The following is a 17,764-nucleotide window of genomic DNA, read 5'->3' on the forward strand; positions in this document are numbered from 1 at the left end:
CCCGGGGGGCCGTCCGCGGCACCGGAGTCACAGCGCGGCGGTGACGGCGGCCTCGGCGTGGATGCGGGTGGTGGGGAAGACCGGGACGGCGCTGTCGCCGGGCCCGACCAGGAGCTCGATCTCGGTGCAGCCGAGGATCACGCCCTCCGCGCCCTCCGCGACCAGCTCGGAGATCACCCGGCGGTACTCGGCCCGGGACTCCTCGCGCACCACGCCGAGGCAGAGCTCCTCGTAGATCACCCGGTGCACCAGGGCCCGGCCCGCCGGATCGGGCACCATGACGTCCAGTCCGTGGGAGGCCAGCCGGTCCCGGTAGAAGTCCTGTTCCATGGTGAAGGCGGTGCCCAGCAGCCCGACCCGCGTCACCCCGGCGGCCAGGACCGCCGCTGCCGTCGCGTCGGCGAGGTGCAGCAGCGGGACGGACACCGCGCCGGCCACCTGGTCGGCGACCTTGTGCATGGTGTTGGTGCAGATCAGCAGCAGTTCCGCGCCCGCCGCCTCGACCGCGCGGGCGGCATCGGCGAGCAGCCGGCCCGCGGCCTCCCACTCCCCGGCGGCCTGGAGCCGCTCGACCTCGGCGAAGTCCACCGAGTAGAGCACGCACTTGGCGGAGTGCAGGCCGCCGAGCCGGTCCCGGGTGAGTTCGTTGAGGAGGCGGTAGTAGGTCGCGGTGGATTCCCAGCTCATACCGCCCAGCAGGCCGATGGTCTTCATCGCGCCACTCTGCCACGGCCGCCGGGGGAGCCGCGAACCGGACCGTGGGTGGACGATCGACATCCACGACCGGAAAGGAATCATTGTCACCCTATTCACCCGTGAGGGTGATTTACGTCGTTTCATGTATCCAGCGGTGATTATGATCCACTTCCTGTGACTGAGCGTCAGAATTCCTTGACCACGGACAACACCGCCGGAAGCCCGACCGACAGCCCGACCCACAGCCAGGTGGTCGTCCTCGGCGCGGGACCGGCCGGTCTGGTCCTCGCCAACCTGCTGCACCGGGACGGCATCGACTGCGTCGTCCTGGAACGCGCCGACCGGGCCCGCCTGCACAGCCGGGCCAGGGCCGGCTTCCTCGCCGAGAACACCGTCCGGATCCTGGACCGCCACGGCCTCGGCGATGGCCTGCGCCGCCGCGGCCGACCCCACGCCACCTGCGAGTTCCGCACCGAGGACGGCAGCTTCCGCCTCGACTACGCCCGGCTCGCCCGCGGCGAGCGCCACACCGTCTACCCGCAGCAGTACCTCGTCGCGGACCTGCTCGCCGCCTTCGAGGAGGCCGGTGGGAAGGTCCGGTTCGGCACCGAGGCCCAACGCGTCCTGGACCTCGACGGCGAACACCCGACCGTCGAGGCACGCGGGCCCGACGGGGAGCCCCTCCGGTGGCGCGCCCGGTACGTCGCCGGCTGCGACGGCCGGCACGGCGCCGCCCGCCGCTCACTGCCGCCCGGCGCGGTCGTCCACCGCCACGACCACGGCCTGTCCTGGCTGGGCCTGCTGGTCGAGGCACCGCCCAGCCTGGACGCGGTCGGTTACGCGGTGCACGAGCGTGGCTTCGCCGGCCACATGGCCCGCACCTCCGACATCACCCGCTACTACCTCGAGTGCGAGCGCGGCACCGCGCCCGAGGACTGGGACGAGGACCGGGTCTGGCACGAGCTGGACCTGCGGATGCGTGCCGCACGGCACGGCCCGCTGCACCGGGGGAGCGTCGTCGCGCGCACCGTCGTCGACCTGGAGAGCGACGTCGTCGAACCGCTGCGCCACGGTTCCCTGCTGCTCGCGGGCGACGCCGCGAGCATGCCCACCCCGTCGGCGGCCAAGGGGGCGAACCTCGCGGTACTGGAGGCGGAACTCCTGGCCGCCGCCCTCGTCGACGACCTCGCGCACGGCGACGGCCGGGCCCTGGCCGACTACTCCCGGCGCTGCCTGGAGCACATCTGGCGCGCGATGGAGTTCTCGCACTGGATGGTCCGGCTGCTGCACGCGACGCCCACCCCGTCCGGCGTCCCGTCGGGCTTCGACGCGGGACTCCGCCGCGCCCGGCTGGAGGCGCTGCGCACCTCGCGCGCCCAGCAGGACTGGTTCGCCGAGAACTACGTCGGCCTCTGAGCGGCTGAGCGAACCGCCTCACCGCACGTTCCCGATCCCCGACAGCTCACCGATCCCCCGTCGGCCCACCGAGCAGCACCGGCCGCCGGCGCACCGCACCGAGGACACCCCTGCCATGACCACTCCCGCCACGACCACCCCTGCCACGACCGCCGGCGCCGTGACCGCTGCCGCCGTTGTCGCGCCCGCCACCGGTCCGGACGGCCGGGCCGACGACGCCGCCTGTCTGCGTGCGGCCGCCGACTTCGTCCGGCGCCACGACACCGCCACCCTCCTCCCGCTCCTCCTCCCCGGCCTCGACGGGCCACAACTGCACTCCCTCACACGCCACTTGTCCTTCGCCCATGCGGCCGTGCTGGTGTTCCCGCCCGACCCGGCGACCCTGCGCGCCGAGCTCGCGGCCTGCGGCCTGACCGCCGACGCCCCGCCGCTCCCCAGCTCCGTCGTCCGCGACCGGCTCGCCGCCCGGCACGGCCGCGACGCCGCCGGACTCGACGTGTCGATCCTGCGCCCCGGGGTGCGGGCGGCGGACGGCACCCGACGCGCGGTCGAGGTGTTCGCGCTGACCGTTCCGGCGGGTTCGGACCTGGGGGCCGTCGCCGAGCACGAGCGGGCCCACCAGCACGAGGCACATCTCGCCTTCGAGGTCCTGCGCCCGGAACCGCTGCTCCTGCGTGGACTGTGCGCCCTGCTCGCCGACCGGGGCGCCGTCCCCGACGGCGGCGGCCACAACCCGCACGAGAACGGCACCGTGTTCTACTTCACCGCGCCCGCCTCCTCGCTGGCGGGGTACCGGCGGGTGGAGTTGTACGCACCGGGCGACCACCGCGACGTCCTGGCCGGCCACCTGGCGGACAGCACGTCCGACACCATGTCCGGCAGCACGGCCGACCGCACCGGCACCCGCCCGTCCGCCGGCACCCGCCCGTCCGCCGGTGCGCCGGCCGACCAGCCTGCCGAAACGCTCCTGCGCCTGCTCACCGGAGCCTGGACCACCCAGGCACTGGCAGCCGCCGCCCGGTTGCGCCTGCCCGACGCCGTCCCGCCGGGGGAGCCGATCGACCGGGCCGCCCTGGCCCGCCGCACCGCTACCGATCCCCGGGCCCTGGCCACCCTGCTGCGCTACCTCGCGATGCTCGGCGTGGTGACCGCCGAGGGGGAGCGCGTCCGCCTCACCGAGGTCGGTGCCCTGCTCCGCGAGGACGCCCCGGCGTCGATGCGGCCGCTCGCCCTGATGTACGGCGGACCGTTCTACCACTCCTTCGGCGCCCTCGACCACACCGTGCGCACCGGCGAGACCGCCTTCGACCACCTGTTCGGCGAGAACCACTTCGACCACTTCGCCCGCGACCCCGAACTCGCCGACCTGTTCGACCGCTCGATGGCCGCCAGCACCCGCATGTTCGACCCCGTCCCCGCCCACCCCGCGCTCGCCGCCGCGGCCGCGCGACCCGGCGGCGGCACCGTCGTGGACGTCGCGGGCGGCAACGGCGAACTCCTCGCCCGGGTCCTCACCGCCCACCCGGGGCTGCGCGGCGTGCTCCTGGAGCGCCCGCACGCCGTCGAGGCCGCCCGCCGCACCATGGCGGAGGCCGGCTGCGCCGACCGCTGCGCCTACCGGTCCGGCGACTTCGCCGACGTCCCGGCCGAGGGCGACGTCTACCTGCTGTCCCGGGTGCTGCACGACTGGGACGACGACCGCTGCCGCGCCATCCTGCGCCACTGCGAGCGTGCGATGCCCGCGCACGCGGACCTGCTGATCGTCGAACGCCTGCTGCCCGCCGACGGATCCGCCTCCCTGGCGACCGCCTGGGACGTCCACATGATGTGCAACGTCGGCGGCCGCGAGCGCCGCGCCGACCACTACGCCGACCTCCTCGCTGCCGCCGGCCTGGACCTCCTCGCCCACACCCCCCTCCCGCTCGACGCCGCCCTCCTCCACGCCCGCCGCCCCACCCGCCCGTAGGGGCCCGCCGGCCGGCCGGCCGGACCCGGGCGCGAAGCGGCCGGCGTGCGCGGGCCCGCACTCCTTGGTGCGGGCCCGCGCACGTACTGATGTACCGGGTACGCCGCATGCCGGAGTTCGGTGATGCCCCGCCCCGACCAAAGCTGGAGTTCGACCTCGCTCTCGCCGCTCTTGCCGCCGCCCCGCCGCCCCGCCACCCCATCACCGCGCCGACGGACCGTCCAACGCCGTCGGCTCCACCCGCCCTGCTCGTCCCGGGCCATCGGTACTCGTCGAACGCGACGGCGACTACAACAGCGGGCAGTGGAACCAGCGGGCCACCCCCGCCGGCGGCGGAACCGCCACCGGCCTCACCGCCGGCTTCACCCAGCAGGCCCCGGGCCGCCCCACCCCCGTGCGGGTGGGGCGGCCCGGGCCGTTGCCGTCCTCCGAGGTCCTCGACGAGGTGCGGCTCGCGGTGGCGGAAGGGTTCGCCCGCGAAAGACGCTAGTGTGTCGGCCGCACCATTCATCTGATCATGTGTTGACACGGGGGTTCCTTCGTCATGCCCTTTTCCAGGAGACTGCTCGCTGCGGCGCTCGTCACGACCGCCGCACTCGGCCTGGCCGCCTGCGGTCCGGACAACTCGCCCGACCAGAGCGCCAAGGGCACCACCGCCCCGGCCGCCGCCACCGGGCCCGGTGGGACCGGCGTGCCCGCCACCAAGGGCGCCGCGCCGACCACTGCGCCGCCGGCGTCCCCGGCGCCCGCTACGCCCGGTGCGTCCGCCTCGGTCGCCTCGCCCGGCTCCGACGAGCCGGAGGGCTTCTGCACCCATGTGCCGCTGCCCGCCGGTCAGAAGTGGATCTACCCGGTGAAGGGGACCACCACCGGCACCCTCACCTACCGGGACACCAAGGACGCCTGTGGTGTCAACGACGTGTCCTTCGAACCGGTCGGCGCCGACCGGACCGCGGCCTTCGCACCCACCGCCAAGGGTCACCTCAGCTCGGTGATGGCGGCCCCGAAGGACGTCGACCTGGCCGGTGTCGTCAAGCACATCAACGAGTGCCTCGCCTCCCCGCACAGCGAGAAGGGTTCCTACCCCTGCTCGGCGGGCGACTACAAGGTGGCCGTCGACGCCTCCGGCAAGGTCACCGAACTCTGGGAACGCGCCCACTCCTGACGGCTGGACCGGTCCGGGTCGGCACGGGTCGGTCCGGACCGGTCCGGGGCGGTCCGGGGCGGTACGGGCGCGCCCGCGGCGAGCGATTCGTTCAAGACGCGACCCTGATGTCACGTCAAGACTGCTGTCCATGAGCGAACGCAGTTTCACCCCCGCCGCCGGACGCTTCGCGCCGGTCCGCCTCTACGACCCGGTGGTCGCCCTCACTCGCGAGCGGCTGTGGCGCAGCCTGGTCGCCATGCACGTCGCGCCGCGGCCGCAGGACGTGGTCGTCGACGTCGGCTGCGGCACCGGTTCGCTGGCGGTGCTCCTGAACCGGGTCGAGCCGCGCGCCACCGTGATCGGCGTCGACCCCGACCCGGAGGCCCTGGCCGTGGCGCGGCGCAAGTCCGCCGCCGTCGGCGCGGCGGACAACGCCCCGGAGTGGCGGCTCGGCATGGGTGACGCCGTGGCGGGGCTCGTGGGCGCCGGGACGGCCGACACCGTCGTCTCCAGCCTCGTCCTGCACCAGTGCCCCGTCCCGATGAAGCGCGCGGTACTGGCCGCGATGCACGAGACGCTGCGCCCCGGCGGCAAGTTGGTGATCGCCGACTACGGCAAGCAGCGCACGGCCGCGATGCGGCTGGCGTTCCGGGTCGTGCAACTGGCCGACGGGAAGGCGGACACCCAGCCCAACGCCGACGGCGTCCTGCCCCGGCTGATCGCGGAGGCGGGCTTCCAGGACGTGCGGGAGAGCGAGACCGTCGCGACGCTCACCGGCTCCCTCTCGCTCTACGTGGCGCGCCGGCCCTGACCGTTCGCGGGTTCCCGGCCGTCCGCAGGGCGCAGGGCCGGGAGCACCGCGGCGGGCGTCAGCCCCGTCATCTCCCGCATCCGGCGGCCGAAGTGCGCCTGGTCCGCGAAGCCGCCGAGGAGCGCGGCCTCGGCCGGGGTGCTGCCCGCGCGCAGCGCGTCGGCCGCGCGGGCCAGCCGTCGCCAGATCCGCCAGCGCGCCAGCGGCAGGCCCAACTGCTCCTGCGCGAGGGCCCGCAGGCGCTGCGGGGAGAGCCCGACCCGTGCGGCCAGACCGGCCAGTGGGACGTCGTCGTCGCCGGCGGCCTCCAGCGCCGCGCGCAGCCGGGGGTCGACCCGGGCCGAGGGCAGCGCCCCGCCGGGGCGGACCTGCTCCTCCCGCAGGCCGCGCCACTGCGGCGCGACCGTGATGCCCCGGCCGCCGGGGGACCGCAGCCGGTCCGCGAACGCGCAGTGCGGGTCGATGAAGTAGGTCACCAACTGCCTTACCGGGTGCATTCGGTGGCGGACCATCGGTGCCACCACGAGTGCGGCGCCGCAGTGCCGCACGCCGTCCGCGTCGGTGGCCGTCACCGTGGGCACGGGGTCGGCCGCCCCGAGCGCGAAGGCGACCTGGAAGGCCGCGTGCCGGTGGGTGTGGCTGTCCGCGAGCGGTCCCCGGTACAGCGCGTACCCCGCCCCGACGACCAGCCGGGGCCCCGTCCCCTCGCCGTTCTCCATTGGGCCGATCCTGCCAGAGCCCGCCCGGCGGTGGCACCGCCCGGTAGCCGCACGGGTGGGTGGTCGGTGGTCGGTGGTCGGCGGTCGGCCCGTCACCGGGGGCGGCCCCGGCGGGGCGCCGGTACGCGGGGCCCGGGGACGCGGAGCCCCGGGATGCAGGCCTGCGGAACGCGGGGCTCCGGAACGCGGGACAGGACCTCCCGGAGCGGGTCGCCGCCCCCGGCCCAGCTAGCCAGCGAGGGTCGGTCGACGAGCAGGATGCCCTGCTCCGCCCCCCACTTGAGCGCCTCGCGGGAAAAACGGCCGTTCGTGACGACGACGGCGACATGGGCACCGTGGCTGCGCCGGTAGGTGCCGGCGAGCGCGTACAGGACGCCGACGCCCACCGGTCTGCCGCCGACGGGGTCCCGCTTGTGCTTGCACTGCACCGCCCAGCGGCGGCCCGTCGGGTCCTCGGCGAGGACGTCCACGCCCCGGTCGTTCGTCCCGCCGACCTTGCGCGCGCGGCAGCCGTCCCGCTCCAGGAGGTCCCGCACCGCGTACTCGAAGGCGTCCGGGGTCAGCCGGTCGAGGCCGCCCGGGCCGGTCAGCGCCAGCCGCAACCGCGCGGTGCGCGAGCGCTGTTCGGGCGCCGCGCGGAGCCGCCGGTGCGTCGCGGCCGCCACCGCGACGGCGGTCGCGACGGCCGCGAGGACGGGCAGCCACCAGTGCGCCGCCAGCCAGCGCAGCACCGGGACGGCCGCGCCGACCGCGACCGCCGTGCCCACCAGCCAGGTTGTCGCATCGCCCGGTGGGCGGCGGCCACGCCCGCGACGCCGTACGGGAGTTCGGCGACCGGTCAACCGCCTGCCGCCCCGGTCACTGGGTGGCCCGGGCGGCCACGCCGACGAGTTGGAGGATCGCGTGCCCCCAGGCCGTGCCGGCGATCAGGACGCCGAGCACGATGCTGCTGAACACGGTGAACGCCTCGTCGCCCCGGCTGCGGGCCTCGGTCCGGCGCCGGAGCCGGATCAGGATGATGATCGCGACGAACGCCGCCGCGCTGATCGAGTACTGCACGTGCCCACCCGGACCCTCGTCAACGGTGTGTGACGCTCCGACTACTCGGAGCGCGTTGCCGCTGGTGAGCATGGCGGGCGCCGGGGGCTCTCGGGGGGTGGTGCGGGGAATTCGGCCGGATCCGAACTGTCGGACTGGCGCATTCGTGACGTCCGGGGGCTGCCGGGGCATTCGTCCTTCGATCCCGCGTTCGGCGGGCGAAGGGCCGATCGTGAGGCGGGGGGACCGCGCCCGGTCCGTGGTCCGCACCGGGCCGAGCCCCGTCGGTAACCCGCGCCGAGCCCCGTCGGTAACCCGTGCCGGACCGCTCTCCGTCGGTCACCCGCGCCGGACCGAACCGGGGTCGCGCGGGCGGGCGCGCCGTCCGCCCGGTGACCTCGGGGTGCCCGCCCGGACCGCGCCCGCGCCGGCCGCCACCACCAGGACCACCGCCAGGCACTGGGCCGCCGACAGCTCCTGCCCCAGCACCAGGAATCCGGCCAGTGCCCCGACCGCCGGGGCCAGCCCGGTCAGGACGGCGAAGACCGGCGCCGACAGCCGTCGCAGCGCCAGCAGCTCCAGCGTGTACGGCAGCCCGGAGGACAGCAGCGCCACCGCCAGTCCGAGGCCCAGCACCCCGGGTTCCAGCAGGGTGGCGCCGGCCGAACCGACCCCCAGCGGCAGGCTCATCAGCGCGGACACGGTCATCGCCACCGCGAGCCCGTCCAGCCCGGGGAAGCGCCGCCCCGCCCGGGAGCCGAGCAGAATGTAGGCCGCGCACATCGCGCCCGCGCCGAGCGCGAAGCCGGCACCCGCCGGGTCGAGCCGGTCGAAGCCGTCCCGCCCGAGCAGCAGGACGCCCGTGAACGCCAGCCCGGCCCACAGCACGCCGGCCGCCCGCCGGGTGGCGACGACCGACATCAGCAGCGGTCCGAGGACCTCCAGGGTCACCGCCGGGCCGAGCGGGATCCGGTCGATCGCCTGGTAGAAGAGGATGTTCATCCCGCCGAGCGCGATGCCGTAGGCGCCCGCGACGGACCAGTCCGCCCGGCCGTACCCGCGCAGCCGGGGCCGGCAGACGGCGAGCAGCAGCACGGCCGTGATCGTCACCCGCAGCGCCACGGTGCCCAGGGCGCCGGCCCGGGGGAACAGCAGGGCGGCGACGGCGGACCCGAACTGCACGGAGAGGGTGCCGGCCAGCACCATGCCGACACCGGTGGCACGGCCCGCCCGGGCGGGCACGCTCACCGTCCGGAGTCCGCCGCCTGTCAGCGGTCCGCCCCCGGCCGGTAACCCGCCCCCGGCCCGTGGCCCGCCCCCGCCCCGTAGCCCGCCCCCTGCCCGTCGTGCGCCGCCGCTCCGGAGGCGGCCGCCCGCCGAGAATCCCGCCGGCGCACCCGTGGCCGTGCTCCCTGAACCCGTGTCCGTCAAGCTCGTCATGCCCTCCACGCTAGGAATCCGCCCCCGGCGCGTGAAATGCCGGTCCGACGGCGGTTATGCTCCCCGGGCATGACCATCGAGCTGCGCCACCTGCGAGCGTTCCTCGCCATCGCCGAGGAAGGCACGATCACCCGCGCCGCGGTCCGTCTGCACACCGGCCAGCCGGCCCTGTCCCGCACCCTGCGCCAGCTGGAGCAGCACCTGGGCACCCGGCTGATCGACCGCTCCACCCACCACCTCGAGCTGACCGTCGCCGGCCGGGCCTTCCGCGACCGGGCCGCGGCCGCCCTCGCCGCCGTCGACCTCGCCCTCGACCCCCGCGCTCTCACCGTCCTCCCGCTGCGCCTCGGCCACCCCTGGCCCGCGCTCGGCGAGTACACCGTGCCCCTGCTGCGCCGCTGGGACCGCGAGCACCCGGACCAGCCGCTCGAACTGCGCCGGATCGACGACCGCACCGCCGGTCTCGCCCGGGGCCGGGCGGACGTCGCCCTGCTGCGGGGCGAGGTCACCGCACCCGGGCTGGTCACCGAACTGCTGCTGGAGGAGGAGCGGGTGGCGGCCGTTCCCGCGGACAGCGAGCTCGCCGGGCGGGCCACCCTCACGCTCGCGGACCTCGCCGCCCGGCCGGTCGCGCTGAACACGGTCGCCGGCACCACCACCCTCGACCTCTGGCCGCCCGGGGCCCGGCCCCCGGCGACGATCGAGGTCGACAACACCGACGAGTGGCTCACCGCGATCGCCGGTGGCCGCGCCGTGGGTGTCTCGACGTCGGCGACCCCCCGGTTGCACAGCCACCCGATGATCGCCTACCGGCCGCTCGCCGACGCCCCGCCGGTACCGCTGTTCCTCGCCCGGCGCGCCGACACCCCGCCGCACCCGGCCGTCCCGGCGCTGGTCCGCCTGATCCGCGAGCTGCTGTCCGGGACCTGACCGGGGTCGTGGCAGGAGGCAGGACCCGCGCCGCGCCCCGTCGGCCCGGCGCCGCCGGACGGGTGGATTGCGGCAGGCCCGGGCGCGCGGCGGGAGCGGGCGCCGCACGGGGCGTCGAATACTCGCGCCGTGAGGCGGACGACGGCGCCGCCGAATGCGGGCCGCGCCGCCCCGGACGAGGGAGGATCCCGATGCATCGTCACGGCGCACCCCGGCGGGCCGCCGCCGGGCCCGGCCGGACCACGCCCCTGCTGGTGGCCGGTCTGCTGCTGGGTGTTCCGCTGCTCGGCGGGTGCACCGCGGACTCCTCCGGCGGCGACCCCGAAGCCGCGCCCACGAGCCCCGCCTCCCCGTCCTCGGCCTCCTCCCTGTCCTCGACCTCCTCGGCCTCCTCGGTCTCCTCCCCGTCCTCGGCGTCCGCCCCGGCCACCGCTCCGCCGCGGCAGCCCCCGGCCGAGCTGACCGAGGACCAGGTGAACGCCGCCGTGGCCCGGATCGACGGCTACGCGCAGAACGCCCTGGCGAAGACCGGCGTGCCGGGGCTGGCCCTCGCCGTCGTGTACAAGGACAAGGTGATCCACGCCAAGGGCCTGGGCGTCCGTCAGCTCGGCAAGCCGGAGGCGGTGGACCCGGACACGGTGTTCCAGCTCGCCTCGCTCTCCAAGCCGATCGCCTCGACGGTGGTCGCCGGGGTGGTCGGCCAGAAGGCGGTGAAGTGGGACGACCCGGTCACCGCGCACGACCCGGGCTTCGCCCTGGCCGACCCCTGGGTGAGCAGCCACGTGACCATCGCCGATCTGTTCGCCCACCGCAGCGGTCTGCCGGACCACGCCGGCGACCTGCTGGAGGACCTCGGCTACCAGCGCGACTACATCCTGCAGCACCTCCGGGACCACGGGCTGGCGCCGTTCCGGGCGAGCTACGCCTACACCAACTACGGCCTGACCGAAGCCGCCGTGGCCGTCGCCAAGGCCAAGGGCGTGGCCTGGGAGGACCTCGCGGCGGACGTGCTCTACAAGCCGGTCGGGATGAACTCCACCAGCTCCCTGCGCTCCGCCTACGACAGCGCGGCGAACAAGGCGACGCCGCACGTGCGTGACGCCGCCGGCTGGCGGGTCAGTGCCACCGAGAACCCCGACCCGCAGGCCCCGGCGGGCGGGGTGAGCTCCACCGTGCAGGACCTCGGCCGGTGGATGCGGCTGCAGCTCGCCGACGGCACCTTCGAGGGCAGGCAGATCGTCGACCCGGCGGGTCTGAACGAGACCCGGCTGCCGCAGATCGTCTCCAACCCGACCACCGCGCCCGCCGGCCGGAGCGGCTTCTACGGCCTGGGCTGGAACGTCAGCTACGACGCCGAGGGCCGGCTGCGGCTGAACCACTCCGGCGCCTTCTCGCTCGGTGCGGCGACCGTGGTGACCCTGCTGCCGTCCGAGCAGCTGGGGATCGTGGTCCTGACCAACGGCCAGCCCTCCGGCGTGCCCGAGGCGGTGGCCGAGGAGTTCTTCGACCTCGCCCAGTACGGTCACGAGACGGTCGACTGGCTGGGCTTCATGGGCAAGGTGGTGCCCGCCGCCGCCCAGAGCCCGGCCTCGCCCACCGACTACGCCTCCCCGCCGGCCGGAGCGGCCCCGGCGAAGCCGGACAGCGCCTACCTCGGCACGTACGGCAACGACTACTTCGGTCCGATGACGGTGGGTCCCGGGGACGGCGGCGGGCTGGTGATGAGCCTGGGGCCGGACAGTCTGCGCTTCCCGCTCCAGCACTACGACGGCGACGTGTTCAGCTTCCGGACCCGGGGCGAGAACGCCGCGGGCCTGTCCGGGGTGACGTTCGCCGTGGGGGCGGACGGGCGGGCCGCCACCGTGGTCGTCGAGCAGTTCGACCACGACGGGCTCGGCACCTTCACCCGGAACGGCCAGTAGCCGGACGCGGGCCGACCGGTCCACGGCGCGGGGAGTCGTGGACCGGCGGGGCCGTTCCCGGCCGGTGCCCGGGGCGGTAGCCTGGCCGCCGCCGCGGCCACCGGTACCGGGGCGTCAGGAGGCTCCGTCACGTCCGGTCGGACGGGCGGCGACCGATCCGGGCGCCCGGGCACCGGCTGTTCCGAACTGTCCGACGAACGGGTGCGTGACGGCCGGGGAGGCGGGAACACCCGCTCCCCGGCCGTCGGCGCGGTCAGAACGCCGAGGTGTAGGCGGTGAAGAAGCGGGACGCGATCGGCGAGCCCGAGCCGTTGAAGCACAGCGGGAACAGGTTCACGGTGCCGGCGCTGCGGTTCCAGGGCGTGGCCAGTCCGCAGTAGTCCGTGCCGGGGCCGAAGGCCGTGACCTGGGCGGTGTCCGAGGGCACCGCGACGTTCGGCAGGTTGACGGTGTAGGGCACCGAACCGGTGAGGGTGTTGACGGCCCCGGAGGAGTTGTAGTTGGTGCCCGGGGGGACGGCGCCGTTGTACCAGAGGTAGCCGAAGGAGTTGGGCGGGAAGGCCGGGCCGTGCACGGCCCGCTTCTCCGAGTAGCTCAGCGTCCAGCGGGTGTTGTACGGCGCGTTGGCCGCGTTGAAGCAGGCGACCACGACGGTCTGGCCGGTGCTCGACGGGGACCAGTCGGCGACCTTGCAGCGGGCGCCGGCGGACGCGTCCACGGCGGTGACCTCGAGGTTGCCGACCGGGGCGGACTGGCCCAGGCCGGGCAGCCAGACCTTCCAGATGCCGGTGCCGCCGGGGCCCACCGTGTTGGTGCCGCCGGCCGAGTTGTACTGGGTGACCACCGAGCCGGTGGGGTTGGCGAACACGTAGCCGTAGCTGCCGGCGGGCGGGGACGGTACGCCGCTGCTGGTGGTGTAGAGCACGGTGAACTGGTTGTTCACGGGCGCGCCGCCCGGACGGTAGCAGCCCACCGCGACGTCCTGGCCGGTGCCGGCCGTGCCCCAGCCCCGGACCTGGCACCAGCTGCCGGTGCGGCCGACGGCCGTCACGTGCGCGATGCCGCCGGGCCCGGCGATCAGCGGGAAGTGCACCACGTAGGAGCCGGTGCCGACCTGGTCCACCTTCACCGGGTTGGTGGCCGGGGTGGGCCAACTGCCCCACTGGCGGCTGGTGTCGGGGACGTAGCCGAGCGGCGGGGTCGGGTTGTCGAGGTAGGCGAAGCCCCAGCGGTCGGGCACCGCGGCGTGGGCCGGTCCGGCCGCCGGCAGGCTGACGCCCACCAGGGCCGCCAGCACGGCGAGGACGAGGAGCAGGGCGCGGACGGCGCGGGCGCCGCCGACGGGTCTGACCGGTGGTGCGAAGGTACCGGCGTGCATGGGCATACCCCTTGGACGGTGAGGAATCACGGGTGGCCTGCGCGGTGCTGCCCGCACCGCTGCTCCGCCCGGGGCCCCTGCCGGGGCCGGTGGGCGGCGGCCGACGGGACGACGGTCCCTCAGGGAGGACCGGTGCGGCCCGGCGTCGGCCGGCGGTGACGGGGTCGGGGGTCAGGCCCGACGGCGCTCACATCGTAGGGGCGCGCCGGGCGGTGGCACAGGCCTCCGGCACGGGCCGCCCGGTCCGCCGTCGGCCGTTCGCGCGGCGGCCGTCCCTCGCCCCACCCGCCCCCGGCGGCCCGCCCGCCCCGTCCGTTCCCGCACCGGAACCAGCCGCCCCACCGCGCCCGCCCCGCCCCGCCCCCGGCCTGGCCGGAACCGGCCGCTCCGCTGCCGCTCTCCCGCCGGGTCGGTGCGCCCGCGCGCACGGAACACCCGCCTCAGAGGGCCAGCTTGAACCCGTCGTGGCTGCGGGTGAAGCCCAGCCCGGCGTAGAAGCGGTGCGCGGCCTCGCGCTGCTTGTTGCTGGTCAGCTGGACCAGCTCGCAGCCGCGCGAACGGGCCCTGGCGATCGCGAGCGTCATCAGGACGCGGCCGAGGCCGCCCCCGCGCCGGTCCGCGCGGATCCGCACCGCTTCGAGCAGGGCGCGCTCGGCGCCGCCCTTGCCGAGGCCGGGGATGTAGGTGGCCTGGAGGCAGCCGATCACGGCGCCGTCCGTGTCCGCGAGGACGAGCAGCTCGTTGCGCGGGTCGGTGTCGATCGCGTGGAAGGCGCGCTCGTACGGCTCGGTCACCACGACGGTCGCCGGGTCCACCACCCGGTCCTCGTCCGCCAGCAGGGCCAGGAGCGTGGGCAGGTCCTCGCGGGTGGCGGGGCGCAGGGTGTGGGTGGTGGGGCGCAGGGGGCGGGTGGCGGCAGACATGGGCCCGACCCTAACCGGTGCACGGGGTTCCGGTCCCGCCCCTGTCCCTTCCCGGTCCCTTCCCGTCCTGCCCCGTTACGGCCCTTCCCGCCGCCCTTGCCCCGGCCCCCGGGGTCGGCTCTCCGACCCCGGCCCGGCCGGTCGGCCGGAAGCTGCCTTCCGTACCTGTCGTCCCGGAGGCCGCGCGTCCGTATGATCTGGGCAGCCCGCCGATCGGGGTGTGCGCCGGGCGGACGTCGAGGGTGCCCGAAGTGGTCCGTTGCGGCCCGCCGTCGGCGGCCGCCGGCCGCCGCCCGCTGCCGTCCCGCCGGCCTCGAACGGTCCAAGGGAGGCGCAGCGCAGTGCGGTTCGCAGGTGTGGGTCTGACGCGTGAGGGTTACCGGATCGCCGTGGCGGGCGCCGAGGACGGGCCGTCCGGCGTGGACGGCGTAGGCGGCGGGGCCGGCGGGGGCGGCTCGGACGTGGTCGACGAGGTGTACGAACACTGCTCCCTGGAACGGCCGTTGGCGCGGCTGGCCGAGCTGGCGGGGCAGTCGCCGGACGGCCTCGCGGTGGTCCTCGACAGCGCCAACGGCATCATGGACGCCCCGCTCGCCGCCCTCGGCATACCCGTACTCCGCGCCGACCCGCCACTGCTGACCGACGGTCGGACCACCGCGCGCTCCCTCGCCGCGCTCGGCCGCTCCCGTCGCGGGGCGCTGACGGCACTGCCCCCGGACGGCTGGACCATGGCCGGCCGCGAGGACGGGATCGCCGCCGCGGAGGCGGCCTGCGCGCCGGTCGAGCGCGAACTCGTCGAGCAGGGAATGCTGTTGGCGGGCGGCGGAGGAGCCGCCCCGCTGGTGGCGCTGACCTTCGACGACGGCCCGCACCCGGAGTACACCCCGCAGGTGCTGGACGTGCTCGCCCGGTACGACGCGCCCGCCGCGTTCTTCTGCATCGGCCTGCACGCCCTGGCCCACCCCGGGGTCGTCCGCCGGATCGCCGCCGAGGGCCACCTCCTGGGCAACCACAGCTGGTCCCACGCCTATCTGCCGGACCTCGGCCCGATCGGGCTCCGCGAGCAGCTCGGCTTCACCGCCGACACCCTGGCCCGCGCCGTCGGGACCACCCGCGCGTCGAGCTGGCTGCGCCCCCCGTACGGCGGCCGAAGCCCCGAACTGCTCCGGGCGGTCGCCGGGATGGGCCTCACCACGGTGCTCTGGGACGTCGACGCCAAGGACTGGTCCAGGCCCGGCCCCGGGATCGTGGCGGACCGGGTGCTGCGCGCCGTCGGTCCGGGCTCGGTGGTGCTGATGCACGACGGCGGTGGCGACCGTTCGCAGACCGTCGCCGCCCTGCCCGGAGTGATCACCGGCCTGCGCCGGCGCGGCTACCGGATCGTCGGCCTCGACGAGCTGCTCGCCGCCCGCCCGGCCCGTACCTTCTGAGTCCCTCCTGGGGAAATGATCTATCATCGGCTGATCGTTCGAAGTCGTCCGATCGGCCCGACGGAGCGCTCGACGCCCCCGGACCGGGGACGTTCGTACCTCGACCACGGGGGTGGACCCATGCGCGTCACGCTGGCCGAAGAGATCATGCTGCTGTCCCTGGACGACGAGAGCGGCCAGGCCAAGGACCGCTGGACGGTCGGCTGGATCGTCGCCGGCGGCCTGCTGCTGGAGCTGGCGCTCGCCGAGCGCGTCCGGGTGGACGGCAACCGGGTGGAGGTGGTCGACACCTCCTCGACCGGCGACGCGCTGCTCGACGACCGGCTGGAGGCGATCGCGGCCTGGGCCGGGAGCGCCAGGGCCGCGACGGTGGCCGCCTGGCTGAGGAAGGACCAGCTGAAGAGCATCGAGGCCACCCTGGCCGGTCTGTGCGCACGCGGCATCGTCACCGAGGAGCGGCACCGGGCGCTCGGGCTCTTCCCGGTCCGCCGCTTCCCCGAGGCGGACGGCACGGTGGAGCGCGAGCTGCGCGAGCGGCTGAACCGGGTCGTGCTGGAGGACGCCGAGCCGGACCTGCGGACCGCCGGGCTGATCGGCCTGCTGCACGGCGCGCGGCTGCACCGGCTGGCCTTCCCCGGCGAGCCGCGCAAGCGGGTGGAACCGAGGATGGCCGCCGTCGCCGAGGGTCAGTGGGCGGCCGAGGCCGTGCAGGACACGATCCGCGCCACCCAGGTCGCGATCATGGCCGCCACCGCGGCGGCGAGCGCCGCTGCCGCGGCCGCGGCGGTCTCCTGACCCCACCCCGCGTCCGCCGAACGAGCCGTGGCCCACCCGGGCGAGGGAACTGACGTCGGCCCCGGGTTGTCCTGGGAGTGCGGACCCGCGCCGCCGGGAGGTGGTGCGGCTGGGCCGTCCGGGTGGTTGTCACGGGCCCGGCCCGACCGGAGCGAGGGCGACGTCGAAGCACCAGCGACGAAGGACTCCTCGCAGACGACCGGGACGTGATCGTGGTACTCAGGGCAGGACAGACCGTGTGGGTTCGGCCGGCGGCCGTCGCCGACAGGAACCGGGTCGCCGAACTCGCGGCGGCCGACCGGCCGTCGGTGCTCTCCGTCCGGCGGACGGCGGCTTCCGGCACAGCTGCGTACGAGGGCCGCCAGTGCGTTCTCGTGGCCCACGACGGCTCCGGGCAGGTCGTGGGCGCGATGGCGCTCGACCGCCACCCCGGCCCCGGTTCGCGCGCCGGAGAGCTGATGTGGCTGCACTGCCGCGAGAATCCCGTTGTCGCGGCGGCCCTGCTGAGAACCGCTCTGGAACGGAGCGCGGGCCTCGGTACCGTGACCGCCTTCGGCCGTGCCACCCCGTGGCCGCCGCACCTTCCGGGCGTGCCGCTCCACAACCGGCCCGTCACCACCGAGGCACTCGCCGCGGCGGGCTTCCGTACCCGTCACCAGTGGCTCCTCCTGCACCGGCCCGTCGCCCCGGTCGCCCCCGTGGCCGCTGTCGCCCCGGTCACCCGCGTGGCCCCCGGGGAACGCGGCGCGACCGGTGGCCCTTCGGCCTGCCCCGTGCCCTGGATCACCCCTGACGGCACCCTCCACAGCACGAGTGCCGTTCCCCGTCCCTCGCCGCCCGCCGATGCCCGCCAGCACCTGTTGCACCGCTCGCTGGCGGCCCTCGACCGGGCCGGTGTGTGCGAGGCGCTGGCCACAGTCGACCTGCTCGAGCCCGATGCCCCGGCACAGTGCGGCGCGCTCGGCCGGGCGGGATTCGAGGAGGTCGATCTGCTGCGCTCCTTCGTCCTGGCCTGATGACACCGTGCTCCGGTGGTCGTCCCGGTACCGGGCCGGGCGAGTGACCCTGTGGCATGTCGGCAGCCGTGACGACCGAGGATGTGTGTCCCTTGGGGCAGCGGATCCGCACCCGGCGGGTCCCGCTTCCGATCGGA

General features: G+C 75.6%; 16 protein-coding genes. 9 read left to right on the forward strand and 7 right to left on the reverse strand.

The features are described 5' to 3' along the window. Nucleotides 1-27: 27 nt before the first annotated feature. Nucleotides 28-714: an aspartate/glutamate racemase family protein gene (locus BLU95_RS36740; RefSeq protein WP_093863801.1), complete on the reverse strand. Its 687-nt coding sequence runs from the start codon at nt 712-714 to the stop codon at nt 28-30. A gap of 177 nt (nt 715-891) precedes the next feature. On the opposite strand from BLU95_RS36740, the gene BLU95_RS36745 reads away from it, so the two are divergent. From BLU95_RS36745 to BLU95_RS36760, 4 genes are all read left to right on the forward strand, one after another. Then, nucleotides 892-2,112, forward strand: a complete 1,221-nt coding sequence (locus BLU95_RS36745) for a 4-hydroxybenzoate 3-monooxygenase (protein WP_502689763.1) — start codon at nt 892-894, stop codon at nt 2,110-2,112. A gap of 115 nt (nt 2,113-2,227) precedes the next feature. Further along, on the forward strand, nt 2,228-4,078 hold the full coding sequence (locus BLU95_RS36750) for a methyltransferase (protein ID WP_093863802.1): 1,851 nt from the start codon (nt 2,228-2,230) through the stop codon (nt 4,076-4,078). A gap of 544 nt (nt 4,079-4,622) precedes the next feature. Continuing rightward, nucleotides 4,623-5,243: a hypothetical protein gene (locus tag BLU95_RS36755; protein WP_093863803.1), complete on the forward strand. Its 621-nt coding sequence runs from the start codon at nt 4,623-4,625 to the stop codon at nt 5,241-5,243. Between the two features lie 130 nt (nt 5,244-5,373). Continuing rightward, nucleotides 5,374-6,036 (forward strand): class I SAM-dependent methyltransferase, encoded by a 663-nt coding sequence (locus tag BLU95_RS36760; protein WP_093863804.1) that lies wholly within the window; start codon nt 5,374-5,376, stop codon nt 6,034-6,036. On the opposite strand, the gene BLU95_RS36765 is transcribed toward BLU95_RS36760, so the two are convergent. From BLU95_RS36765 to BLU95_RS36780, 4 genes are all read right to left on the reverse strand, one after another. Next, complete coding sequence (locus BLU95_RS36765; protein ID WP_093863805.1) at nt 6,015-6,755, reverse strand: AraC family transcriptional regulator; 741 nt, start codon at nt 6,753-6,755, stop codon at nt 6,015-6,017. The two genes, BLU95_RS36760 and BLU95_RS36765, sit on opposite strands and share 22 nt — an antisense overlap. Nucleotides 6,756-6,847: 92 nt before the next feature. Further along, nucleotides 6,848-7,522, reverse strand: coding sequence for a restriction endonuclease (locus tag BLU95_RS36770; RefSeq protein WP_231978077.1), 675 nt, complete (start codon nt 7,520-7,522; stop codon nt 6,848-6,850). A 91-nt stretch (nt 7,523-7,613) separates the two neighbouring features. Further along, complete coding sequence (locus BLU95_RS36775) at nt 7,614-7,814, reverse strand: hypothetical protein (RefSeq protein WP_093863806.1); 201 nt, start codon at nt 7,812-7,814, stop codon at nt 7,614-7,616. A 318-nt stretch (nt 7,815-8,132) separates the two neighbouring features. Then, nucleotides 8,133-8,999 carry an EamA family transporter gene (locus BLU95_RS36780; RefSeq protein WP_093865406.1) on the reverse strand — a complete coding sequence of 289 codons (867 nt, stop codon included), beginning with the start codon at nt 8,997-8,999 and terminating at the stop codon, nt 8,133-8,135. A 303-nt stretch (nt 9,000-9,302) separates the two neighbouring features. Between BLU95_RS36780 and BLU95_RS36785 the strand changes: the two genes are divergently transcribed. Both BLU95_RS36785 and BLU95_RS36790 read left to right on the forward strand, forming a co-directional pair. Further along, nucleotides 9,303-10,163 (forward strand): LysR family transcriptional regulator, encoded by an 861-nt coding sequence (locus BLU95_RS36785; RefSeq protein ID WP_093863807.1) that lies wholly within the window; start codon nt 9,303-9,305, stop codon nt 10,161-10,163. Nucleotides 10,164-10,354: 191 nt separating this feature from the next. After that, nucleotides 10,355-12,085, forward strand: a complete 1,731-nt coding sequence (locus BLU95_RS36790; protein ID WP_093863808.1) for a serine hydrolase — start codon at nt 10,355-10,357, stop codon at nt 12,083-12,085. Between the two features lie 253 nt (nt 12,086-12,338). Here BLU95_RS36790 and BLU95_RS36795 read toward each other — a convergent pair whose 3' ends face one another. Further along, entirely contained in the window at nt 12,339-13,463 is a 1,125-nt protein-coding gene (locus tag BLU95_RS36795; protein ID WP_093863809.1) for a hypothetical protein, read from the reverse strand. Nucleotides 13,464-13,903: 440 nt separating this feature from the next. Continuing rightward, nucleotides 13,904-14,386, reverse strand: a complete 483-nt coding sequence (locus tag BLU95_RS36800) for a GNAT family N-acetyltransferase (protein WP_093863810.1) — start codon at nt 14,384-14,386, stop codon at nt 13,904-13,906. A 356-nt stretch (nt 14,387-14,742) separates the two neighbouring features. On the opposite strand from BLU95_RS36800, the gene BLU95_RS36805 reads away from it, so the two are divergent. From BLU95_RS36805 to BLU95_RS36815, 3 genes are all read left to right on the forward strand, one after another. Further along, entirely contained in the window at nt 14,743-15,816 is a 1,074-nt protein-coding gene (locus tag BLU95_RS36805) for a polysaccharide deacetylase family protein (RefSeq protein WP_231978078.1), read from the forward strand. Between the two features lie 120 nt (nt 15,817-15,936). Then, nucleotides 15,937-16,611, forward strand: coding sequence for a GOLPH3/VPS74 family protein (locus BLU95_RS36810; RefSeq protein WP_093863811.1), 675 nt, complete (start codon nt 15,937-15,939; stop codon nt 16,609-16,611). 236 nt (nt 16,612-16,847) lie between these two features. Next, nucleotides 16,848-17,627 carry a hypothetical protein gene (locus BLU95_RS36815; RefSeq protein ID WP_093863812.1) on the forward strand — a complete coding sequence of 260 codons (780 nt, stop codon included), beginning with the start codon at nt 16,848-16,850 and terminating at the stop codon, nt 17,625-17,627. Nucleotides 17,628-17,764: the final 137 nt, after the last annotated feature.

This window comes from Streptomyces sp. TLI_053, assembly GCF_900105395.1.
GTDB lineage: Bacteria > Actinomycetota > Actinomycetes > Streptomycetales > Streptomycetaceae > Kitasatospora.